Origin of the sequence: Nocardia sp. 852002-20019_SCH5090214, from assembly GCF_001665865.1 — a bacterium.
Taxonomy (GTDB): Bacteria; Actinomycetota; Actinomycetes; order Mycobacteriales; family Mycobacteriaceae; genus Nocardia; species Nocardia nova.
In genome coordinates, this window is record NZ_LZMK01000345.1 from 21,762 (window position 1) to 45,230 (window position 23,469).

19 protein-coding genes and 1 riboswitch are annotated in these 23,469 nt (G+C 68.7%); of the genes, 11 read left to right on the plus strand and 8 right to left on the minus strand.

Going from position 1 to position 23,469, the window contains the following annotated elements; translation table 11 throughout:
- Window positions 1-208: 208 nt before the first annotated feature.
- Window positions 209-2,164 carry a DAK2 domain-containing protein gene (locus tag A5780_RS27170; RefSeq protein ID WP_231983105.1) on the plus strand — a complete coding sequence of 652 codons (1,956 nt, stop codon included), beginning with the start codon at window positions 209-211 and terminating at the stop codon, window positions 2,162-2,164.
- Window positions 2,165-4,456: an ATP-dependent DNA helicase RecG gene (gene recG, locus A5780_RS27175; protein WP_064910103.1), complete on the plus strand. Its 2,292-nt coding sequence runs from the start codon at window positions 2,165-2,167 to the stop codon at window positions 4,454-4,456.
- Here the strand turns inward: recG and A5780_RS27180 are convergent, their stop codons facing one another.
- Complete coding sequence (locus tag A5780_RS27180; RefSeq protein ID WP_051755208.1) at window positions 4,457-5,869, minus strand: short-chain fatty acyl-CoA regulator family protein; 1,413 nt, start codon at window positions 5,867-5,869, stop codon at window positions 4,457-4,459.
- A gap of 320 nt (window positions 5,870-6,189) precedes the next feature.
- Window positions 6,190-8,460, minus strand: coding sequence for a 5-methyltetrahydropteroyltriglutamate--homocysteine S-methyltransferase (gene metE, locus A5780_RS27185; RefSeq protein ID WP_064910122.1), 2,271 nt, complete (start codon window positions 8,458-8,460; stop codon window positions 6,190-6,192).
- Window positions 8,461-8,593: 133 nt separating this feature from the next.
- Window positions 8,594-8,812: riboswitch (cobalamin riboswitch) on the minus strand.
- Between the two features lie 213 nt (window positions 8,813-9,025).
- On the opposite strand from metE, the gene A5780_RS27190 reads away from it, so the two are divergent.
- Both A5780_RS27190 and rsmD read left to right on the plus strand, forming a co-directional pair.
- Complete coding sequence (locus A5780_RS27190) at window positions 9,026-12,430, plus strand: pyruvate carboxylase (RefSeq protein WP_064910104.1); 3,405 nt, start codon at window positions 9,026-9,028, stop codon at window positions 12,428-12,430.
- 102 nt (window positions 12,431-12,532) lie between these two features.
- Window positions 12,533-13,090 (plus strand): 16S rRNA (guanine(966)-N(2))-methyltransferase RsmD, encoded by a 558-nt coding sequence (gene rsmD / locus A5780_RS27195; RefSeq protein ID WP_064903906.1) that lies wholly within the window; start codon window positions 12,533-12,535, stop codon window positions 13,088-13,090.
- Between the two features lie 81 nt (window positions 13,091-13,171).
- Here rsmD and coaD read toward each other — a convergent pair whose 3' ends face one another.
- From coaD to A5780_RS27210, 3 genes are all read right to left on the minus strand, one after another.
- Complete coding sequence (gene coaD, locus A5780_RS27200; RefSeq protein WP_030513019.1) at window positions 13,172-13,657, minus strand: pantetheine-phosphate adenylyltransferase; 486 nt, start codon at window positions 13,655-13,657, stop codon at window positions 13,172-13,174.
- Between the two features lie 45 nt (window positions 13,658-13,702).
- Window positions 13,703-14,722: a hypothetical protein gene (locus A5780_RS27205; RefSeq protein WP_082976754.1), complete on the minus strand. Its 1,020-nt coding sequence runs from the start codon at window positions 14,720-14,722 to the stop codon at window positions 13,703-13,705.
- 297 nt (window positions 14,723-15,019) lie between these two features.
- The gene (locus A5780_RS27210) at window positions 15,020-15,535 is read right to left on the minus strand and encodes a GtrA family protein (RefSeq protein WP_082857387.1); all 516 of its coding nucleotides are present in this window, start codon (window positions 15,533-15,535) and stop codon (window positions 15,020-15,022) included.
- Window positions 15,536-15,786: 251 nt separating this feature from the next.
- On the opposite strand from A5780_RS27210, the gene A5780_RS27215 reads away from it, so the two are divergent.
- The 7 genes from A5780_RS27215 (at window position 15,787) to A5780_RS27245 (ending at window position 20,780) form a co-directional block, all read left to right on the plus strand.
- Window positions 15,787-16,533, plus strand: coding sequence for a DivIVA domain-containing protein (locus A5780_RS27215; RefSeq protein ID WP_064910106.1), 747 nt, complete (start codon window positions 15,787-15,789; stop codon window positions 16,531-16,533).
- Between the two features lie 96 nt (window positions 16,534-16,629).
- The gene (locus tag A5780_RS27220; protein WP_064910108.1) at window positions 16,630-17,289 is read left to right on the plus strand and encodes a DUF177 domain-containing protein; all 660 of its coding nucleotides are present in this window, start codon (window positions 16,630-16,632) and stop codon (window positions 17,287-17,289) included.
- Window positions 17,290-17,291: 2 nt separating this feature from the next.
- Window positions 17,292-17,474, plus strand: a complete 183-nt coding sequence (rpmF, locus tag A5780_RS27225; protein WP_030513024.1) for a 50S ribosomal protein L32 — start codon at window positions 17,292-17,294, stop codon at window positions 17,472-17,474.
- 23 nt (window positions 17,475-17,497) lie between these two features.
- Window positions 17,498-18,253 (plus strand): ribonuclease III, encoded by a 756-nt coding sequence (gene rnc, locus A5780_RS27230; RefSeq protein ID WP_063018050.1) that lies wholly within the window; start codon window positions 17,498-17,500, stop codon window positions 18,251-18,253.
- The gene (mutM, locus tag A5780_RS27235; protein ID WP_030513026.1) at window positions 18,253-19,110 is read left to right on the plus strand and encodes a bifunctional DNA-formamidopyrimidine glycosylase/DNA-(apurinic or apyrimidinic site) lyase; all 858 of its coding nucleotides are present in this window, start codon (window positions 18,253-18,255) and stop codon (window positions 19,108-19,110) included. Before rnc ends, mutM begins: the two co-directional genes overlap by 1 nt.
- Before the next feature lie 63 nt (window positions 19,111-19,173).
- Window positions 19,174-19,755 (plus strand): dihydrofolate reductase family protein, encoded by a 582-nt coding sequence (locus A5780_RS27240; protein ID WP_030513027.1) that lies wholly within the window; start codon window positions 19,174-19,176, stop codon window positions 19,753-19,755.
- A complete protein-coding gene (locus A5780_RS27245; RefSeq protein WP_082976755.1) occupies window positions 19,755-20,780 on the plus strand; it encodes a PHP domain-containing protein in 1,026 nt (341 codons plus the stop codon). Before A5780_RS27240 ends, A5780_RS27245 begins: the two co-directional genes overlap by 1 nt.
- Before the next feature lie 24 nt (window positions 20,781-20,804).
- Here A5780_RS27245 and A5780_RS27250 read toward each other — a convergent pair whose 3' ends face one another.
- From A5780_RS27250 to A5780_RS42220, 3 genes are read right to left on the minus strand one after another with little or no spacing between them, the layout of a single operon-like run.
- A complete protein-coding gene (locus A5780_RS27250; protein WP_063018046.1) occupies window positions 20,805-21,257 on the minus strand; it encodes a DUF350 domain-containing protein in 453 nt (150 codons plus the stop codon).
- A gap of 36 nt (window positions 21,258-21,293) precedes the next feature.
- The gene (locus A5780_RS27255; RefSeq protein WP_063018044.1) at window positions 21,294-22,460 is read right to left on the minus strand and encodes a glutathionylspermidine synthase family protein; all 1,167 of its coding nucleotides are present in this window, start codon (window positions 22,458-22,460) and stop codon (window positions 21,294-21,296) included.
- A complete protein-coding gene (locus A5780_RS42220) occupies window positions 22,461-23,453 on the minus strand; it encodes a hypothetical protein (RefSeq protein WP_231983107.1) in 993 nt (330 codons plus the stop codon).
- Window positions 23,454-23,469: the final 16 nt, after the last annotated feature.

Below are 23,469 nucleotides of genomic sequence, written 5' to 3' on the forward strand. Positions count from 1 at the left end.
GGAAACTTTATCCTCAATGCCTACCAGCGCTACCGCCGGTCAACGCGACCGGGCAGCGGCCGCGTGAGGCAACCCTGCAAGAGTAGCGGCCGGTCGTATTCGATGTCCAATCGCCCCGGGGGGGCGCCGCGTGCGCCGATCCGCGGACGCGTCGCCGGCGCCGCCGGATCCCCGTCCTCACCGGGCTTCGCGTGTCGAGGCTGTCGGTGTGGACGACTACCCTGGCTGGCGGGTTCGACGGTGTGATCGCGGTGGCGGGAAGGACGGTGACGTGCGCGGGGTCCGGGAGAGGCTCGATGCGGCCGCACTGCGGCAGTGGGGCGCGCTGTGTGTGGAACACCTGCTCGCCCATCGCGAGGAGATCAACGCGCTGAACGTCTTCCCGGTGGCCGATTCCGACACCGGAACCAATCTACTCATCACCATGCGCGCCGCGCTCGCCGCGACGGAGATGCCCGGCGATGCCGATCCGCCCGACGACGCCGATCCGCCCGACGATGCCGCCGATCTGCTCGCTGCCACGGCCCGGGCCGCGACCGCCGCGGCGTGCGGAAATTCGGGCATCATCCTGTCGCAGGTCCTGCGGGGGCTGGCCGAATCGGCCGATCGCGACGGTCTCACCGCGGCCACGCTGCGTACCGCGTTGCGCCGGGCGGCGGTACTGGTCCGGGAATCGCTGAGCGAACCGGTCGAGGGCACCATGCTCACCGTGCTGGAGGCGGCGGCGGATCGCGCCGAGGACTGTGCGGAGGAGACGGTCGCCGCGGTGGCCGTGGCCGCCGCCGACGGCGCGGTGAAGGCGCTCGGCGAGACCCCGTCACAACTGGTGGTGCTGCGTGCGGCCGGTGTGGTCGATGCCGGGGCGCGCGGTCTGCTGGTCCTGCTGGACGCCCTCGTGGAGGTGTGTACCGGGAGCGCACCGGCGCGTCCGGTCTACCGGGTGACCGATTCCGCCCCCGCGCGGCGGGCCACCGAGCCGGTGCGACGCGATGCTCCCGGTGACGATTCGCAGACCGCGCGGGCGAATGACACTGCGGCGCAGCCGGATTCGCCGGTGCGCCCCGAGGAGATCCGGTCGGAGGCGCTCGCGGGCGACGGCTCCGCCGCGAGTCGCGGGGCACCGGCGGGTTTCGATCGCGCGCACATCACGAGTGTGCGATCGCGAACGAACGATGCTGCGCTGCCGATGATCTCGCCGCAGAGCGAATCCGGCACGGAAGCCGTCCGGCACGCCGGGGCGGAGTCGGGCCGGAGAAATCGGGCGAGCGTGCCGCAGTACGAGGTCATGTACCGGATCGGCGAGACCGATCCGGCGCGCATCGACCGGTTGCGTCGCGCCCTTGCCGCGCTGGGAGATTCGGTGGTCGTCGTCGGCGACGGCGAGGGCAGCTGGTCGGCGCACGTGCATTGCGCCGATGCCGGCGCCGCGGTGGAGGCGGGTCTCGCCGCCGGCGCCCTGGGCAATATCCGGATCGAGGGGTTGTTCGGCACGTCCGTTGCCGCGCAGGGACAGTCCGATCGAGGCATTCTCGCGATCGCCACCGGCGCCGGGGCGGTGCGTCTGTTCGAGGACTCCGGTGCCGTGGTGCTCACCGGTGCGGTGACCGCCGACCGGCTGCTGGCCGCCATCCGCGCGATGCCGCAGCGGGAGGTGCTGGTGCTGCCCAACGGGGCGCTGCCCGCGCCGGAGCTGGTGGCGCTCGGTATGGCCGCCCGGGACGGGTGGCGCGAGGTGATGATGCTGCCCAGCGGCTCCATGGTGCAGGGGCTGGCGGCCCTCGCCCTGCACGACAGCGGCAGCCTGGCCGTCGACGATGCGCTGACGATGTCGCAATCGGCGGCCAGCACCCGGTGGGGTGCGGTCCGCGTCGCCACCGAACGCGCGCTGACCATCGTCGGCACGTGCGAACAGGGCGACGGTCTCGGCCTGGTCGGCCACGACGTGGTCGTCATCGATCCGGACCTGCGCCGGGCCGCCCGCACCCTGCTCGATCGCATGCTCGGGCTGGGCGGGGAACTGGTGACGCTGCTGCTGGGCGCGCAGGCGCCCGCCGGATTGGCGGACGAACTCACCACACACATCACCACGGAATTTCCCGGCGTCGAAGTCGTCACCTACGACGGCGGACAGGCCGTGGACCTGGTCCAGATCGGGGTGGAGTAGATGGCGACACTGAGCGACCGGCTCGACCATGTGCTGGGGGTGAAGGCGGCCGAACCGCTGGCCGACGCCTTCGATATGCATATCGTCGAGGATCTGCTGCGCCACTATCCGCTGCGCTATGCCACCCAGGGGCAGCCGCTCACCGAGGAGGCCCCCGAGGAGGGCGCCCACATCACGGTGGTGGGCCGGGTGAGCAAGACCGAACTGCGGCCGATGCGGCAGCGCCGCGGCAAACTGCTCAAGGTGGAACTGGACACCGGCTCCGCGAAACCGGTGGAGATCACCTTCTTCAACGGCGACAAGGTGAGCTACCTCGTCAAACAGGGCGTCCGGGCCATGATGTCGGGCACCGTGCACTGGTGGCGGCCGGATCGCTGGAATCTGTCGCATCCGTCGTATCTGATCCTGCCCGAGACCGCCGAATCGGTGGACAGTCTCACCTCCGTGCGCGGCGGCGGCGCGCTGCGCGGTCTGGCGGAGAGCGCGAAAGGCGCCGGGGGAGTGGATATCTCGTTCTTCGAACGGGAATACATTCCGGTGTATCCGGCGACCGCCAAGGTGCAGAGCTGGGACATCCTGGCGTGTGTGCGGCAGGTGCTCGACCAACTCGATCCGATCGACGATCCGCTGCCGCGGGATCTTCGCGAAGACCACGAACTGCTCCCCGTCTCGGATGCGCTGCGGCTGATCCACCTGCCCGAACGGAAATCCGATATCGACCAGGCCCGGCAGCGGCTGCGTTTCGACGAGGCGCTGGCACTGCAGCTGGTACTGGCCCAACGCCGCCACGACGCGGCCGGGCGCACCGCGCGGCCGTGCCCGCCGGGTTCCGACGGCATCGCCGCGGAATTCGAACAGCGCCTTCCGTTCGAGCTGACGGCCGGCCAGAACAAGGTGATCGCCGAGATCTCCGGCGACCTGTCGCGCCCGCATCCCATGCACCGGCTGCTGCAGGGTGAGGTCGGTTCCGGTAAGACCATCGTCGCCCTGCACGCGATGCTGCAGGTGGTCGACGCCGGACTGCAGTGTGCGCTGCTGGCGCCGACGGAAGTCCTTGCCGCCCAGCACTATCGGTCGCTGCGGACCATGCTCGGCGATCTCGGTGCAGCGGGCGAACTGGGCGCCGCCGACCGGGCCACCAAGGTGGTGCTGCTGACCGGTTCGATGTCGGCGAGTGCGAAGAAGGCGGCACTGCTGGACGTGGTGACCGGGACGGCCGGCATCGTGATCGGCACACACGCGCTGATCCAGGACGCGGTCGAATTCTTCGACCTCGGCATGGTGATCGTCGACGAACAGCACCGCTTCGGCGTGGAGCAGCGAGATGCCTTGCGCGCCAAGGCGAAAGAGGGGATCACCCCGCATCTGCTGGTGATGACCGCGACGCCGATTCCGCGCACCATCGCGATGACCACCCTCGGCGATCTGGAAACCTCCACCCTGACCGAGCTACCGCGCGGGCGCTCACCTATCACCACCCGGGTAGTGCCCGCCCGGATGAAACCGGCGTGGGTCGAACGCGCCTGGGAACGGATCCGCGAGGAGGTGGCGGCGGGCCGGCAGGCGTATGTGGTGTGCTCCCGCATCGGCGACGAGGAAGACGACGGCGCAGCGAAGAAGGGCGCCAAGTCGAAAGGCAAGAGCCGGAAGCAAGCCGACGACGACACGGGCGAGGCGCCGACCACCCACGCCGCGATCGACGTGTTCGAGACGCTGCGCACCGGGCCGCTGGCCGACCTGCGGCTGGGCTTGTTGCACGGGCGGCTGCCGACCGACGACAAAGACCGCGTGATGCGCTCGTTCAACGACGGCGATATCGACGTGCTGGTCTGCACGACGGTCGTCGAGGTCGGCGTCGACGTGCCCAACGCGACCGTCATGGTCATCGTGGACGCCGATCGGTTCGGCGTCAGCCAGCTGCATCAGCTGCGCGGCCGGGTGGGCCGGGGCAAACATCCGGGTCTGTGCCTGCTCATCACCGAAACCTCGCCGATGGGCACGGCCATGGCGCGGCTGGAGGCGGTGGCCGGCACGCTGGACGGCTTCGAACTGTCGGTGCTCGATCTGCGACAGCGCCGGGAGGGCGATGTGCTGGGTTCCGCGCAGTCGGGTACCGCGCGCAGTTTGAAACTGCTCTCGCTGCTCGACGATCTCGACGTCATCACCACCGCCCAGGTGCTGGCGCGGGAGGTCGTGGACGCCGATCCGGGGCTGACCGACCATCCGGGCCTGGCGAATATGATGCATGCCGCCGTCGACTCCGAGCGGCTGGAATATCTGGCGAAGTCCTGATCACCGGACCGCGGGCGGATACGGCAGATCGACGCTGGAGTTCTCGGTGACCGCCAGCGGGCGGCCGATCTGCGGGAACGCGCGCTGCGGACAGGCGGGCCGCTCGCACACCTTGCATCCGGCGCCGATCGGCACCGCGGCGGCCGGTTCGTCGAGTTGCAGGCCTTGCGAGTACACCAGCCGATCGGCGTATTCGATATCGCAGCCCAGCCCGACCGCGAATTCCTTGGTGGCGGTGCCGAAGCCGTGCGGACTGGGATAGGTCGTGCGCGCGATCCACAGATAGCGCCGGCCGTCCGGCATGGCCGCGACCTGCGTGAGGATCCGGCCGGGATGGGAGAACGCCTCGTGCACCACCCACAGCGGGCAACTGCCGCCCACCCGGGAGAAGTGAAACGCGGTGGCGGACTGGCGTTTCGAGATGTTGCCCGCGCGGTCGGTGCGGACGAAGAAGAACGGCACCCCGCGCTGTCCCTGCCGCTGCAGGGTGCTCAGCCGATGGCAGACCGTCTCGAAGCCGACCTCGAATCGCAGCGAGAGCAGGTCGATGTCGTAGGACAGTTCCTCGGCCGAGCGCAGGAACTTCCCGTACGGCAGCACCACCGCACCCGCGAAATAGTTGGCCAGCCCGACCCGGGCCAGGGCCCGCGATTCACCGACCAGCGACGGGGTGGCGTCGAGAACCTCGTCGAGCAGATCGCCGTGCAGCAGGAAGGCCAGTGTGGTGGCGATCTGGAATGCCCGCTGACCGGGGCGCAGCCGGCGCGCGAGGATGAGGGTGCGGGTCTCGGGGTCGTAGCGCCGTTTCGGGATGGCCGGATCGGCGCCGTCGCCGCGGACCAGCACGGTGACACCGGCCCGCTCCTCGGCGACGCGGGCCAGTTGGCGATCGATCGATCCGATGGTCAGACCGCATTCGTCGAACAGCCGTTCGGCGGCCAGATCCAGCTGGGGAATGTGGTTGTGGTGGTCGTAGAAGAAGTCACGCACATCTTCGTAGGGCATCGGGACACCGGGCGCACCGGTGGGGGTGGCGACCTTCGACGACAAGAGATCGAGCTGATCGGTGGTAGCGCGCAGACGGCGATGCATGGCGACGATGGTCTTGGCGACCTCCGGTAGCCGGGTGGCGAGATCCTCGACCTCCGCGGCGGGCGGGGCGGTACCGCCGGCCGCTTCCACGAGCACCTCGTGCAGGTCCGAGACCAGCCGCGCGTCGGAGTCGGCGGCGAAGAACTGCACATCCAGATCGAAGGTCGAATTGAGTTTCAGGAGAACGGGAATCGTCAGAGGCCGCTGGTCACGTTCGAGCTGATTGAGATAGCTGGGCGAAAGCTCCAACGACTTGGCCAGGGCGGCCTGGGTCATCCGTCGTTCTTCGCGCAACCGCCGTAACCGGGCACCCGCATACATCTTGCGCACGCCGCAGATGCTACCTTCACGCCTTCGCAATCATTGCAATTTCGCTACTAGGCGCGCACAAAAATCTGCTGCTGCAAGGAGTTTTGATCAACTTCGATGATGCGTAGCGTGCGAAGTATGCGGCCGGATCCGGTAGGCACACGATAGTGGAAGTGCTGCTCGGAGGTGGTGAACTACCGGGTGGAAAAGGTTGCCGGAAAAGCTGCTGGGCCCCGAATTTTTCCGGCGGGCCGTCCGGCCGGCGACTCGCGTCCGGGCGAGTCGCCAACCGTGCGGCAGCAGCGCGTCACATCCAACTGCGCATCACGGCATCAGCGCACCAGCGCGGCCGCCTCGACCATATTGCGCAGCGACGCCTCCACCTCGGCGCGGCCGCGGGTTTTGAGGCCGCAGTCCGGATTCACCCACAACCGTTCCGCCGGAACGGCTTTCATCGCCTCACGCAGTGAATTCTCGATTTCGGCCACACTCGGAACCTGCGGTGAGTGGATGTCGTAGACACCCGGCCCGATACCGAGCGCGTACCCGGCGGTGGTGAGATCGTCGAGGATCTCCATATGCGAGCGCGCCGCCTCCACCGACGTGACATCGGCGTCGAGTGCCGCGATCGCGCCGATGATCTCGCCGAATTCGGAATAGCACAGATGGGTGTGGATCTGGGTGTCGTCGCGAACCCCGGCGGTGGCCAGGCGGAACGCGCCCACCGCCCAGTCCAGGTACGGCTGCTGATCACCGCGGCGCAGCGGCAGCAGCTCGCGCAGCGCGGGCTCGTCGACCTGGACGATACGGATTCCGGCGGCCTCCAGGTCCACCGTCTCGTCGCGAATGGCCAGCGCCACCTGCCGCGCGGTCTCGGCCAGTGGCTGATCGTCGCGCACGAACGACCACGCCAGAATCGTGACCGGACCGGTGAGCATGCCCTTGACCGGCTTGCCGGTCAGCGATTGGGCGTAGGTGATCCACTCGACGGTCATCGGCGCGGTGCGAACGACATCGCCGTAGAGGATCGGCGGGCGCACGCAGCGGGTGCCGTAGGACTGCACCCAGCCGTGGTCGGTGGCGGCGAATCCGTCGAGTTGTTCGGCGAAGTACTGGACCATGTCGTTGCGCTCGGGTTCACCGTGCACGAGGACGTCGAGCCCCAGATTCTCCTGTAGCGCAATCACATCCGCGATCTCGGCGCGCATCCGCTCGCGATACTGCGCCTCGTCGATCGTGCCGGCGCGCAGCTCGGCGCGGGCGGTGCGGATCGCGGTGGTCTGCGGATAGGAGCCGATCGTGGTCGTGGGCAGCAGCGGCAGGCGCAGCTGTGCGCGCTGCAGCTCGCGACGGCGCTGCGCCGGTGCCCGCTGCGCGCGATCGTCGCCGAGGCCGGCGAGCCGGGCCCGCACGGCCGCGTTGTGCAGGCGCGGATCGCGGCGGCGGCTCTCGATCGCGGCGCGCGATGCGGCGAGCTCCGCGGCGACCGCGTCGGTGCCGGCACCGACCGCGTGCGCCAATATCCGCACCTCGTCCATCTTCTCGGCGCCGAACGCCAGCCACGATCGCAGCACCGGATCCAGGCCGGACTCCGCGGCCAGCGAATACGGCACATGCAGCAGCGAACTCGAGGTCGAGACCGCCAGCGCGCCGACCGAACCCAGCAGGGTCGCCAGCTCACTCAGCGCCGTTTCCAGGTCCGTGCGCCAGATGTTGCGGCCGTCCACCACTCCGGCGACCACCAGCTTGTCCGCCAGGGCGGGAACCGCCGCGACCTCGGAAACGGTGGTGCCGGAACGGAAGTCCAGCGCCACGCCCTCGACCGGCGTGGCGGCCAGGGCGCTCAGTGCCGGGCCAGGGGAGCCGAAGTACGTGGCCACCAGGATGCTCGGCCGCCGGTCCCCGGCGCTCACTTCGGCGTAGGTGGTGCGCACGGTGGCGAGCTCGGCCTCGGAGAGGTCGCGCACCAGGGCCGGCTCGTCGATCTGGACCCAGGCGGCGCCCGCGTCGGCCAGCCGGTCCAGCAGCTCGCGGTAGAGCGGGATCAGCTCGGCCAGCCGGTCCATCGGCGCGACGCCGTCGACACCCTTGGACAGGGCGAGGAAGGTCACCGGCCCGATCACCACCGGACGTGCCGGGATGCCCAGCTCACGCGCCTCCCGCAGCTCGCCGAGCAGGGCCGAGGGGTCGAGGGCGAACCGGGTGTCCGGGCCGATTTCCGGCACCAGATAGTGGTAGTTGGTGTCGAACCACTTGGTCATCTCCAGCGGTTCGATGCCCTCGGCGCCGCGCGCGGCCGCGAAATAGCGGTCCAGCGGATCGCCGATGCCGGCGACCCGCGGCGGCAGCGCGCCGAGCATGACCGCGGTATCGAGCATCTGGTCGTAGAACGAGAAGGTGCCCACCGGTACCGCGTCGAGTCCGGCGTCCTTTGCCCCCGACCAGCTCTGCGCGCGCAGTTGCCGGGCGACGCGCTCGAGTTCGGCGGCGTCGATCCGTCCGGCCCAGTAGCTTTCGACGGCACGTTTGAGTTCGCGCCGCGGCCCGATGCGCGGCAGGCCCAGAACCGTTGCGGTGAAACGAGTATGCGTTGTGACAGTCACGGTGTTCTCCAAACTGGAAGCCACAGATCACCGCCGCACGACGGACGAAGCCCCGAAAAACACTGCCGCACCGGGGTATCCGGTGTGCCACGGGTCCGCCCGCCCGATCCACGAGGCGGTGACCGCCGGATACGGCGTATCCGGCACAACCGGCAGGTCTTCGGACTCACAGGCATCGGTCGTGCGGACCGGTCCGGAGAGGGCCCCGGATGTCGCCTACTGGCCGTCGCTTCCCGGAATGGATCCAGTGCTCATGACGGCGGTCGTTCCTGTTCACCGCTGCGGGACAGTCCCGGATTCTCACCGGGTTCCCTCTCGCCGGCCCGCGAGGACCGGTTTCGACGCTGCGCGCGACGCTCGGGGCTCCAACTCGTCGGCGGCAGCGAACCAGCTGCGTTCCCGAGCGTAATCCACCGCGAGCGGCAGGGGAAACGCCGCCCGCCCGGCCGGATATGTTTCCGCTGGAAGAACACAACTTCGCAGACTCGCCGATCCGGTTTGTGAGGATGGCTGCGAAGCCGTATTCACTGTCCGGCCCCGCTCGCCGGGCAGGTACCTTTATCGAATGTTCTCCAAAGTGCTGGTCGCCAACCGCGGGGAAATCGCCATCCGTGCCTTCCGCGCCGCCTACGAACTAGGCATCGGCACCGTAGCGGTTTTTCCCTACGAAGATCGCAATTCGGTGCATCGCCTCAAGGCCGACGAGTCGTACCAGATCGGTGTCCCCGGACATCCGGTGCGCGCCTACCTCTCGATTCCCGAGATCATCAGCGCCGCCAAGTCCGCCGGCGCCGATGCGGTCTACCCCGGCTACGGCTTCCTGTCGGAGAATCCGGACCTCGCCGCGGCCTGTGCGGCCGAGGGCATCACCTTCATCGGCCCCTCGGCCGAGGTGCTCGAACTGACCGGTAACAAGGCGCGGGCCATCGCGGCGGCGAAGGCGGCCGGGCTCCCGGTGCTGAACTCCAGCGCGCCCTCGGCCGATGTCGAGGAGCTGCTGCGGGCATCGGAGGAGATGGACTTCCCGGTGTTCGTGAAGGCGGTCGCCGGCGGTGGCGGTCGCGGTATGCGCCGGGTGGCGGATCGGGTGCAACTGCGCGAGGCCATCGAGGCCGCCATGCGCGAGGCGGAATCGGCGTTCGGAGACGCGACGGTCTTCCTCGAGCAGGCGGTGATCAACCCGCGGCATATCGAGGTGCAGATCCTGGCCGATCAGCACGGCAACGTCATGCATCTGTTCGAGCGCGACTGTTCGCTGCAGCGGCGGCATCAGAAGGTGATCGAGCTGGCGCCCGCGCCGAATCTGGAACCCGCACTGCGGATGCGTATTTGCGCCGACGCGGTGGCGTTCGCGCGCCAGATCGGGTACTCGTGCGCGGGCACCGTGGAGTTCCTGCTCGACGAGCGCGGCCATCACGTGTTCATCGAGATGAACCCGCGGATCCAGGTCGAGCACACGGTGACCGAGGAGATCACCGATGTGGATCTGGTGCAGTCGCAGTTGCGCATCGCGGCCGGCGAGTCGCTGGCGGATCTGGGGCTGAGTCAGGACAGCGTGTCGATTCACGGTGCCGCGCTGCAGTGCCGGATCACGACCGAGGATCCGGCCAACGGATTCCGTCCCGACACCGGCCGCATCACCGCCTACCGCTCGCCCGGCGGCGGTGGCATCCGGCTCGACGGCGGTGCGAATCTCGGCGCCGAGGTCGGCGCCCACTTCGACTCCATGCTGGTCAAGCTGACCTGTCGCGGCCGCGACTTCGGCGCGGCGGTGGCGCGGGCCCGGCGCGCGGTGGCGGAATTCCGCATCCGCGGCGTGGCCACCAACATCCCCTTCCTGCAGGCCGTGCTCGACGATCCGGATTTCCGCGCCGGACGCATCACCACCTCGTTCATCGACGAGCGCCCGGAACTGCTGACCCAGCGCGGTTCGGCCGACCGCGGCACCCGCATCCTGCGCTATCTGGCCGACGTGACCGTGAACAAGCCGCACGGTGAGCGGCCGACGGCGGTCTACCCGCACGACAAGCTGCCGGCGATCGATCTCAGTGCGCCGCCGCCGGACGGCACCCGCCAGCGTCTGCTCGAACTGGGACCCGAGGGTTTTGCGCGGTGGTTGCGGGAGCGCGACGCGGTCGGCGTCACCGACACCACGTTCCGCGACGCCCATCAGTCGCTGCTCGCGACGCGGGTGCGCACGCGCGGACTGCTGACCGTCGCCGGGCACGTGGCGCGGATGACCCCGGAACTGCTCTCGGTCGAATGCTGGGGTGGCGCGACCTACGATGTGGCGCTGCGCTTCCTGTACGAGGACCCGTGGGAGCGGCTGGCCGCGCTGCGGGAGGCGATTCCGAACATCTGCTTGCAGATGCTGCTGCGCGGGCGCAACACCGTCGGGTACACGCCGTATCCGGAGCAGGTGACGCGGGCGTTCGTGCGAGAAGCGACCGGTACCGGTATTGATATCTTCCGGATCTTCGACGCGCTGAACAATGTGGATCAGATGCGGCCGGCGATCGACGCGGTACGCGAGACCGGCACCGCGCTGGCCGAGGTCGCGATGTCCTACACCGGTGATCTGTCGAATCCGGACGAGAACCTCTACACCCTCGACTACTACCTGAAGCTCGCCGAGCAGATCGTCGAGGCCGGCGCGCACGTGATCGGCATCAAGGACATGGCCGGGCTGTTGCGGGCGCCGGCCGCGCACACGCTGGTGACCGCGCTGCGCAGCAACTTCGATCTGCCGGTGCACGTGCACACCCACGACACTCCGGGCGGGCAACTCGCCACTTACCTGGCCGCCTGGCAGGCCGGCGCCGACGCCGTGGACGGGGCGAGCGCGCCGATGGCAGGCACCACGAGCCAGCCCGCGCTCTCGGCGATCGTCGCCGCGGCCGCGCATTCGCCCTACGACACCGGGCTGAACCTCGATGCCGTCTGCGACCTCGAGCCGTACTGGGAGGCACTGCGAAAGGTCTACGCGCCCTTCGAGTCCGGGTTGCCGGGGCCGACCGGGCGGGTGTACCACCACGAGATCCCCGGCGGGCAGCTGTCGAATCTGCGGCAACAGGCCATCGCGCTCGGGCTGGGCGACCGGTTCGAAGAGGTCGAGGCCAAATACGCGGCCGCCGACCGGCTGCTGGGCCGGCTGGTGAAGGTCACCCCGTCCTCCAAAGTGGTCGGCGATCTGGCCCTGTCGCTGGTCGGATCGGGCGTGGACGTGGACGATTTCGCCACCGACCCCGCGCGCTACGACATCCCGGACTCGGTCATCGGTTTCCTGCGTGGCGAACTCGGCACCCCGGCGGGCGGCTGGCCCGAACCCTTCCGCAGCCGCGCCCTCGAAGGTCGCGGCCCGGCGAAGCCGGAAGTGCCGCTGACCGCGGAAGACGCCGCGGCACTGGACGGTTCGTCACAGCAGCGCCGAGAGACGTTGAACCGATTGCTGTTTCCCGCTCCGACCGCGGAATTCCTGGCGCATCGGGAGAAGTACGGCGACACCACCGGATTGTCGGCGAACCAGTTCTTCTACGGTCTGCGCCACGGTGAGGAACACCGCGTCGAACTGGAGAAGGGCGTCACCCTGCTCATCGGCCTCGAGGCGATCTCGGAGCCGGACGAGCGCGGCATGCGCACGGTGATGTGCATTCTCAACGGGCAGCTGCGTCCGGTGCAGGTGCGCGACCGCTCGATCGCCAGCGAGGTTCCGGTGGCGGAGAAGGCCGACAAGAACAACGCCGGCCACATCGCCGCACCCTTCGCCGGTGTCGTCACCCTGACCGTCGGTGAGGGCGACACGGTCGCCGCCGGTGACACGGTCGGCACCATCGAGGCCATGAAGATGGAGGCCGCCATCACCGCACCCCGCGCCGGAGTCGTCGCCCGGGTGGCGATCGGCACGGTGCAGCAGGTGGAAGGCGGCGACCTGCTGGTGGAACTGCGCATGAACGAGACATCGGCCGAATGACGATGCCGGTCATCCACATTCGTGCGCGGGGCGAGGGCCGGCCGTGATCGGTCACGGACCGGCTCGCGCATGCGCTCGGCTTGCCGTGGCGGGGGGATCGCGGTGACCCGGATCGTCGCGGGCACGGCCGGTGGTCGGCGACTGCGGGTTCCGCCCGCGGGGACCAGGCCGACCTCGGACCGGGTGCGGGAAGCGCTGTTCAACGCGCTTTCCGCGCGCATGGATTTCGACGGCATCCGGGTGCTCGACCTCTATGCCGGGTCCGGCGCCCTCGGTCTGGAGGCGCTGTCGCGCGGTGCGTCCCATGCGCTGCTGATCGAATCCGATCGCAAGGCGGCCGCGGTGATTCGCGGCAATATCACGGATCTGGATGTGCCCGGCGCCGAATTGCGCCTGGGCACAGTCGCTTCCGTGCTGGCGACAGCACCCGCCGAACCGTACGACCTGGTGCTGTCCGACCCGCCCTACGCGGTCGCCGACGCCGCTGTCGAGGCCGACCTGCGGGCGTTGTCGGCCAACGGCTGGTTGTGCGGGGACGCGCTGATCGTCGTCGAGCGGTCGGCGCGATCACCGGAAACGGCATGGCCCGCAGGCTATTCGGCGTTGAAGTCGCGCCGATACGGCGAAACTCGCGTCGATCTGGCGGAATACCACGGATAATCCTGGCCTCGGGCTCGGTCGACGGTCGTTCCGCCGGCAAGGCCTGCCGCCGCGGTGGCTCCCGCCGCCACGGCGACCGACTCAGCCGCGGCGTTCGGCGATGCGGGCGAGCAGGCGTTTGTGCACGGCCGGCGGCAACATGCCGGTGACGTCGCCGCCGAAGGTCGCCACCTCCTTGACCAGGGAGCTGGACAGGAAGCTCAGCGCCGGGTTGGTGGCCAGGAAGTAGGTGTCGACGCCCGAGAGGTGCTTGTTCATCTGGGCCATCTGCATCTCGTATCCGAGATCGGTGGCATCGCGCAGACCCTTGACCATGGCGGTGATGCCCTGTTCGCGAGCGAAATCGACCAGCAGCCCGTACCAGGATTCGATCCGTACGTTGGGCAGATCGGCGGTCGCCTCGCGCAACATCTCGATCCGCTCGTCGACGCTGAACATGCCCTGCTTGCTCTTGTTGATCATCACGGTCACGACGACCTCGTCGAACTGCGCAGCCGCGCGCGAGATGACGTCGATATGCCCGTTGGTCACCGGATCGAAGGACCCGGGACACAGTGCTCCAGCCATGCAGCGACGCTAACAGGTCGGGGCGGGCCGAGCCGATCGTGGTCGTCACAGCGCACGCAGCCGCAGTGGCGTCGGCGGCGGGAGGGGCGCGGGGCGGATGTAACCGCGGGGGCGCTGCTCGCGGGACCGGCTCAGCGCAGCGTGCACGCGTTCCGCGGTGCCTCCCGTACTCAAACCGCGCCAGGTGGTGCGGACCGGCTGAAATCCGTAGCGCCGCAACACCGCATCCGGCGAGCGGCGCGACAGACTGCCATGCGCCCCCGCTCTGCTCGGGCGGTGCCCATCGACCTCGAGCACCACCCCGGTTCGGCCGAGATACAGGTCGGCCGTCCCCAGCACTCTCCCGTCCTCGGCATGGATCACCCCACCCGCGGACGCCGGCGGGAAGCCGAGCAGCCGCAGCAACACCCGGATCCGGGAGTGGTCGACTCCGGCGCTGCGCGGATCGAGGAAACCGACCACGTGCCGGGCGCCGTCGACGCCGCGCCGGCCCCGGGCGCAGGCCATTTCGCGCGCCAATGCCGTTGCGGTGATGCCGAATTCGCGAGCGAGGGCATCGCCGACGACGACCGCCGATTCGAACGGAAGGGTGCGAGCCAGATCGACGACCGTGCGGGCGGGACTGGTGACCAGCAGCCCGTGCCGTTCGGCCACCACGGCGACGGGCGCGCAATGCACCTGCAGATTCGGTTTGATGCGCCCGCCGTGGCGTCGATTGCGTGTCACGTGCACGCGGTCCAGCAATGCCGGCGACATCGGCGCACCCAGCACGACCGCCGCCGATTGGTGGCTCACCACGGCATCGGCCGCCATCTCCGGCAGCAGTGCGGCCACCGCCAGCCGGTGCCGTGCCACGCCGTCCAATTCCGCGAGTAGCGAGGCCTCGGCGTACGCCCCGCGCCGCACCCGCCGCCAGCTCCCGATCGCGCACCGCCGCCGGATCTCGTCGTCGCCGACCCCCGCCGAGACCGCGTCTCGGCGCCGGTGCAGTCCGGCGACCCCGCCCTGGACCGTTGACCGGCTTGCGCGGCACAAGGTTTCGGCACGCGTGTCGCGGTGCGTCATTGCGGGTCCTGGTACGGCCGGGTGCGGCGCGGGCGAGGGAGAAGAGGACAGGGGACCGGTACCCGCGGGCGCGGGGAGGTGGCCGAGCGCAGACCGGCCCGCCAGATGATGGGGCTTCCCGGACAGTGGTTCTCCGAACGGTGGTGCATTGCCGAACCTCCCACGATGAGAACTCGCAACGACGTTTGCTGAGTTAGGACGTGGGGTAAGGAGACTCGGTTCCTTGCACAGATGACCAGGTTGCAGCCGCACCCCGTCCAGGAAGGCCCGGCGATCGGAACACCGCGATCAGAACAGTCAGAACACCCAGAGCCGCAGCGTGAGGAAGCGCAGGGTGCCGACTCCGGCGGTGATGCCGATGACGGCGATCGCCTCGGCGACGTCGTCGAGGCCGGGCGCCGCGATGTCGAGCACCGCCAGCGCCCCCGAGGTGATGGCGAGTCCGGCCAGCGCCAGTCCACCGCCCTCGAGTTGGGCGGCGAGCCAGCCGACCCGGTCGGCGGCGTGGAAGGTGAGGCGGCGGTGCAGTTCGTTGGCGAGCGCCGTGCTGACGATGGATCCGGTCAGGTTGGCCAGCTGCGGCCCGCCGCTGTAGCAGGCCAAGAAGAGCAGGAAGTAGCCGATATTGCTGAAACCGCCGACCAGCGCGAACCGGACGAGTTGCGACAGCCAGTGGTCCCCGCGCAGATAGTCGGCGAAGCGCGAGGCGAGACGGCCGGCAACGGGCGGGGACTGCTGGGGCTCCGGCGTCTCGGCCGGCAGTTCGCTGCGCACGATGGATACGCCCGGATCGGGCTGTGGGTTCACCCACATACCCGGAGGTGCCGGATAAAGGACAACCATTGTCGTTCCGATCGCACAGTGCCGGACGCCGAGGGTGACGGGTTCCGGCTGGTCTACCGCTCAGTAGAAAAAGATAGCACCAAGCGGAGAGAATTCCTCCACTTGATTTGTGTGGGATAGGAAACACCATCCGACACACCGAAGGTGATCTGGGCAGACACGCGGGATGCGGGCACACTGGGCCGAGAGCAGTAGTTCGGCACGAGAGTGGGGTCAGCAGGATGTATCGCGTATTCGAGGCACTCGACGAACTGGTCGCGATCGTCGAAGAGGCGCGGGGTATCCCGCCGACTCGCAATTGCATCGTGCCTCGCGGTGATGTGCTGGAACTGCTCGACGACGTGCGTGAGGCGCTGCCCGGCGAACTCGACGACGCCCAGGACGTGCTCGACCACCGCGACAAGATCGTCTCCGATGCCCGCAATACCGCCGACGCCACGGTGACCGGCGCGAACGACCAGGCCGAACAGACCGTCGCCGGCGCCCGCGAGGAGGCCGACCGGCTGCTGGCCGACGCCAAGGCCCACGCCGACCGGATGGTCGCCGAGGCCCGCGCGCATGCCGATCACCTGGTCGCGACCGCACAGGCCGAGGCCGATCGCATCGTGACCGACGGCAAGGCCGAGTACGAGGCGCTCACCGGCCGCGCCCGCACCGAATCGGAGCGGATGATCGCGGCGGGCCAGGCCTCCTACGACCGATCGGTGGCCGAGGGGCAGGTCGAACAGGAGCGCCTGGTCTCGCAGACCGAGGTGGTGCGGGCCGCGCACGCCGAATCCGCGCGCCTGATCGACGCCGCGCAGACCGAGGCCGACCGGCTGCGCGAGGAATGCGATCACTATGTCGATTCCCAGCTCGCCGATTTCGAGGAGACGCTGCACTCGACGCTGCGGACGGTGGGCCGTGGTCGCCAGCAATTGCGTTCGGGGACCGGCATTCCGGACTACGCCGCCGACTTCCGGCGCTGATCTGCCCGCGCTCGTTCCGGGATTTGGGGGGATCGGCGCAGTTCGCGTACTGTGGAGTGGTTGCCCAAACCCCCTCGAAACGTGAGTGAGTGTCCGATGTCCGCCCAGTCCGGTCCCGGTTCGCGTCGTCGTCAGACCGACGCGGATTTCGTGCTGGACACCCGCAGTCTGGGGCGCGCCCCGGGCTCGATCCGGCGGGTGCATCGGGTCGTCACCGCCCCCGAGAAGATCGGCTTGGACCTGATCGCGATCCCGGCCGGTGCCGAGATCGACCTCGATCTGACCCTGCAGGCGGTCTCGGAGGGCGTGCTGGTCACCGGTTCGGTGTCGGCGCCCATCGAGGGGGAGTGCTCGCGCTGCCTGGAGTCGTTCACCGACGATCTGGAACTCGAGATCACCGAACTGTTCGCCTATCCGGACAGCGCGACCGAGCAGACCACCGAGGAAGACGAGATCTACCGGCTCGTCGACGACATGATCGACATCGAGCCGGTGGTCACCGACGCCGTCGGTCTGGAATTGCCGCTGCAGCCGCTGTGCGAACCCGATTGCGCCGGGCTGTGCCCGGAATGCGGTGTCCGGATGGCGATTGCGGGTCCGGATCACACGCATGAGATACTGGACCCTCGCTGGGCGGGGCTTGCGAAATTCGCGAGCGAAACCCCCTGCTCCGGCGTCTCCGACGCCCCATCAGACGTAGACCGATCTCTTGCCGACCGCCATGGTTCGGCAAGTTCGACGACAGAGGAGAAGTAGTCGTGGCCGTTCCGAAGCGCCGGATGTCTCGTGCCAACACCCACTCGCGGCGCAGCCAGTGGAAGGCCACCGCGCCGACCCTGATCACCTGCCCGAACCGGGCGTGCGGTCAGAAGACCCTCCCGCACATCGCGTGCCCGAACTGCGGTACCTACAAGGGCCGCCAGGTCACCTCGGCCATCTGATCTGCCGATCGGGTAGCCGCGAAGTGACCGCCGGTAAGGACGAAGCGGACGCACCCGCAGCGGGCGATGCCGCTGACCACGCCAGCCTTCTCGAAGCGCTCGGCGTGGAGGTGCGCCCGGACCTGCTCCGGCTGGCGCTCACCCACCGTTCCTACGCCTACGAGAACGGTGGGCTGCCGACCAACGAACGCCTGGAATTCCTGGGCGATTCGGTTCTCGGTCTGAGCATCACCGAGCGCCTGTACCTCGAGCATCCGGAGAAATCCGAAGGCGAGCTCGCCAAACTGCGCGCCAGTGTGGTGAACATGCATGCCCTGGCCGAGGTCGCGCGCGGCCTGGGTGCGGGCGGCCTCGGCCGTCATCTGCTGCTCGGTAAGGGCGAGGAACTCACCGGCGGCCGGGACAAGGCGAGCATTCTCGCCGATGGGATGGAGTCGCTGCTGGGTGCGGTCCATCTGCAACACGGCATCGAGGTCGCGCGCGGAGTCGTGCTGCGGCTGTTCGCCGAACTGCTCGAACGCGGTCCCCGGATGGGCGCCGGCCTGGATTGGAAGACCAGTCTGCAGGAGCTCACCGCGGAACGCGGCATCGGCGTGCCCAGCTACGAGATCACCTCGACCGGTCCCGACCACGACAAGGAATTCACCGCCACCGCGGTGATCGGTGGCCAGGCCTACGGGCAGGGCGTCGGCCGGTCGAAGAAGGAAGCCGAGCAGAAGGCCGCGGGCGCTGCCTGGCAGGCGCTCACCGCGGACGGTTCCGCCGAAGCCGGTGACTGATGCCCGAACTGCCCGAGGTCGAGGTGGTCCGGCGCGGACTCGAGGAGCACGTCGTCGGCCACGTCGTGGAATCGGTCCTGGTCAAACATCCGCGGTCGGTGCGCCGCCACGAACTCGGCGGTGACGATCTCGCCGGCCGGATGGCGGGCCTGCGGATCGAATCCGCCCGCCGCCGCGGCAAATTCCTCTGGCTGACCTTCGACGATCCCGATGCCGCACTCGTCGTCCACCTGGGTATGAGCGGGCAGATGCTCGTACAGTCCGCGCAGGCGCCGCTGGAGAAGCACGCGCATATCGTCGCCGGACTCGACAACGGCACCCAGCTGCGCTTCATCGATCAGCGCACCTTCGGTGGCTGGGCGCTGAACCGGCTCATCGCTCTCGACGGTGAGGAACTGCCGGAATCGGTCGCCCACATCGCGCGCGATCCGCTCGACCCCCGTTTCGACACCGAGGCCGTGGTCGCGCGGATGCGGACCAAATCCTCCGAGATCAAGCGGGTGCTGCTGGATCAGACGGTGGTGTCGGGTATCGGCAACATCTACGCCGACGAGGCGTTGTGGCGAGCCCGCATCCACGGCGAACGCCCCGCCGCGGCGCTCACCCGGCCCGCGCTGCGGCGGCTGCTGAGCGAGGTGCAGGCGGTGATGGGTGCGGCCCTCGACGCCGGCGGCACCTCCTTCGACGCGCTGTATGTCAACGTCAACGGCAATTCCGGATACTTCGAGCGGTCGCTGGCCGCCTACGGCCGCGAGGACGAACCGTGCCGTCGCTGCGGCGCGCCGATCCGCCGCGAGAAGTTCATGAACCGCTCGTCCTACTCCTGTCCGCGCTGCCAGCCGAAGCCCCGGCGATAGCGGCGAGCACGCGCTAAATTTGCGGTGTGTCCGATAAAGCCACTTCGTACGAAGGGAGAGCGGATGCGCAAGCTCACCTACTTCGTGGCCTCGACCATCGACGGGTATATCGCCACCTCGGACGGATCGGTCGACTTCTTCCCGGTCGGCGGTGACCACGGCCCCGCCATCACCGCGCAGTATCCGGAGACGTTACCGACCAAGATCCGGGAATCGCTCGGGATCGACAGTCCGGGCGAAAGTTTCGACACCGTGATCATGGGTCGCAAGACCCACGATTTCGGGGTGCGGACCGGCACGTCGAGCCCGTATTCACATCTGCGGCAGTTCGTCGTGTCGACCACCCTGCCCGGCGATCCGGATCCGGACGTCGAGCTGATCTCCTCCGACCCGCTGGGGCGCGTGCGCGGGCTCAAGCAGGAGAAGGGCTCGGGTATCTGGTTGTGCGGCGGCGGTGAACTGGCACAGGCGCTGCTGCCGGAGATCGACCAGATCTTCCTCAAGTTGTATCCGATCGTGCTGGGGCACGGCCGGCCGCTGTTCGGCGCGGGACCGCGGCTGCCCGAGCCGGCGCTGTTCCGGGTGCTCACCGGCCGGGTGTTCGAGGACGGAGTGTCGTTCATCAAATACAGCCGGTTGCCCTAGTGGGCGGCCAGGTTCCGGATCCGGTGGCCGCGCTGCGCGAGATCGCGTTCTGGATGGAACGCGATCGCGCGCAGACCCATCGCGTCAAGGCCTACCGGCGGGCGGCCGATGTGGTGGCCGAGCTGTCGGACGCCGATTTCGATCGTTACCGCGAATCCGGTGCCTGGCAGGAACTTTCGGGCATCGGCCCGAAGACCGCGGCGGTGATCGAACAGGCGTGCGCCGGCGCCGTACCGCAGCGACTGACCGAATTGCGTTCCGCCGCAAAGCCGATCGCACCCGCCGGTGGCGAGGTCCGCGCGTTGTTGCGGGGCGATCTGCACACCCACTCCGACTGGTCCGACGGCGGCAGCCCGATCGAGGAGATGATGCGCACCGCGCAGGCGCTGGGCCACCAATACTGTGCGCTGACCGATCATTCGCCGCGGTTGAAAGTCGCCAACGGACTCTCCGCGGAGCGGTTGCGCCGCCAGCTGGACGTGGTCGCCGAACTCAACGAGCGGCTCGCGCCGTTTCGCATTCTCACCGGTATCGAAGTCGACATCCTCGACGACGGCACCCTCGACCAGGAGGCCGAGCTGCTCGCTCGCCTGGATGTCGTTGTGGCCAGCGTGCATTCGAACCTGCGCGCCGACTCGGCGACCATGACCAAACGCATGGTGTACGCGGTGGCGAATCCGAACGTCGACATCCTCGGCCACTGCACCGGGCGATTGGTCGCCGGTAATCGCGGCATCCGGCCGGAATCGTCGTTCGACGCCGAACTCGTCTTCGAGGCTTGCCGCCGTTACGGGACGGCCGTGGAAATCAACAGCCGTCCCGAACGGCTCGATCCACCGAGCCGGCTGCTGCGCCTGGCCGTGGAGATGGGCTGCTACTTCAGCATCGATACCGATGCGCACGCCCCCGGGCAGCTGGATTGGCAGGGCTACGGCTGTGAACGCGCCGCGGCGAACGAGGTCCCGGCCGATCGCATCATCAACAGCCTGCCGTTGGATGAACTCCTGGCGTTCACCGCGCGGTGACCCCTCGCGGCGAACCGGGCCCGCTCAGAGGATCGCGAATGCGACGACCATGCCGATCGCCAGATGCGCGGCGGCCACCAGCAGCGACTGAATCTGGTAGCTGGACGATTTCAGCAGATCGCCGATGTGCAGGCCGACCAGCCATTCGAGCAGCCGGATGGAGACCACCTGCGCGATGATGCCCACCAGCCCGTAGATGCCGGTGGCGATCAGGCCCTCGACGAGCCGGCCGCCGGAGGAGTAGATCGCCAGCACCACGATCAACGCCATACTCACCATGCCCGCGGAGGCGATGACGACCGCGTTCGGATTACCGGCGGCGACCATCTTGCGCAGCGGTCCGGGCGTGGAACTGTCGATGGCCTGGAATCCGATCAGCATCAGGGCCAGACCCAGCACCGCGTACAGCGCGATCGCGCCGACGCCGTGCCCGACGGAGCTCCAATACCCTGATTCGAGCGCGAGGGTGGACGACACAGATTCCTCCGGTGATGTTGATCGAGTCGCTGAATGCTACTTGGTCGGAATGCGATGCGGAACGAAGGTGGAGCCGTCGTCGGTGATCAGGCCGGGGGATTCGCGGATGCCGAGACCGGCCGAGGTGTCGCCGACGATCCAGGCGCCCAGGACCGGCCGCAGGCCGTCGAAATCCGGTAGCGGATCGAGAAGTTGGTAGACGAACCCCTCCTCGCCGTACACGCCGCCGGTCGAGGTCTCCATCCCGGCGCCGACGATGGTCATATTGGCGCCCTCGCGGCCCAGCTTCGGTTTGCGGATGTACTCGGTGAGCTCGTGCGGGTCGTCGAGATAGGCCGGCAGCAGATTCGGATGCCCGGGATACATCTCCCACAGCACCGCCAGCAGCGCCTTGTTGGACAGCAGCGTCTTCCAGAGGGGTTCGACCCAGGCGGTCTCGGGGATGGAGTCCACCACGCGCTTGCCGAAATCGTCGTCGAGCGCCCACTCCCACGGATACAGCTTGAAGATCGAACCGATCGGCGCCTCTGCCAGATCGACGAAACGCTCCAGCTCGGTATCGAATCCGATCTCCTCGATCGGCAGCGCGATGGTGTCGAAACCGGCCTCGGCGGCGGTCTCCTGCATATACGCGGTGGTCACGTTGTCCTCGCCGGAGGCGTCGGCCGAGGACCAGGTGAAGTGCAGCTGATTGGTGGGCAGCTGGTCGAGCAGCTCGCCCCAGCGCTCGACCAGGCGCTCGTGCAGCGAATTCCACTGGTCGTCGTCGGGGTAGACGTCGGTGAGCCAGTGCCACTGCACGATGGCCGCTTCCAGCAGCGAGGTCGGTGTATCGGCGTTGTACTCCAGCAGTTTCGCCGGACCGCGGCCGTCGTAGCGCAGATCGAAACGCCCGTAGACGTAGGGGTCGCTGCGATGCCACGACTTCTTGATCGGCTCCCAACTCCATTCGGGCAGGCCGAAATCGGCGAAGCGCTCGGTGAGCACGATCTGCTCGACCGCGTGCAGGCACATCGAGTGCAGCACCTCGACCTGGGCCTCGAGCGCGAGGATCTCGTCGAGATCGAATTCGTAGTGCACCGATTCGTCCCAGTACGGGCGCGACTGTCCGTTCGCGTCGCGGCCGGGCGAGCCGAATACCAGCCCTTGATCGGCGATGATCTTCTGCCAGCCGGTACGTTGCCGGTTGCGCATCCGACGCATCTAGGAGCCTCCACTGGTGGAACCGGATTTACTGCCGAGACCGCCTCGTACGACGGTCCCGCTCTTGGTGCTGACGGTGGCCTTCTTCGGCGCGACCGTGCTGCCGCCGACGGGCGCACGCCCGACGGTGTTGTTGCCGCCGTAGTAGTAGCGGTACTGGTGGCCGTTGTAGAGGAAGATGCCGGGCCCGAGGCCGCCACCGCCGTAATAGCCGCCGGTACTCGCGTAGGACTGGGCGCGCACACAGTCGTCGTCGGGTACGACCTGCTGTTGCCCGTTGTCGTCGGTGATGCAGTAGGCGGTCACGTTCGCGGGCCGGTGTGCGGCCTGGTAGGCGAGATATCCGGTGCCGACCACCGCGGCGATGCCGGCCACCGCCACGCCGCCGATGAGCAGCCGTTTGCGCTTGCGCCGCTTGGTTTCCGCGGCCTCCGCCGCGGCCCGCTCCGCCTCTTCGGCGCGTTTGCGGGCCTTGTCGCGCGCCCGCGCCTCGGCCACCGTCGGCGGGCGGGGCTGGGTGACGCCGGCCTCCTGCCGCTGCATACTTCCGCGCAGGCGCCGGGGCCTGTCGGATTCGCCTGCGGCGCCGCAATTTTCACCCTCGGGATCGGCCGGCCCACCGGCGTCGGCGCCGAAAGCGTTGTCCGACAGCGGGTTCGGCGCACCGGGGGTGGCCAGGCCGGGAATCGTCGAGGCCGGGTCGGGGAAGCCGGGCAGGATGGGCGTGCCGGGGAGAGTCGGCGCGGTCCGCGGATTCGGGAGGGTGGGGTCCGGTTCGCCCAGGCGTCTCGTCGGTTCCGCCTCGGATGCGCCGGTTTCGCGCTCGCCTTCGGGCTGCGCGCCGAAACGCACCGTCGGATCCGAGGCGCCGATTCCCTTCGACTCGCCGGATTCCGTGCCGCCCCCGGTGCTGTCTTCTCCCGCGGACGGGGTGTCGCGGGGGCCGTGCGAATCCCGATCCCCGGATCCGCCGCCCGGCTCATGTGTTGCCAACGATCGACTCCTGTAT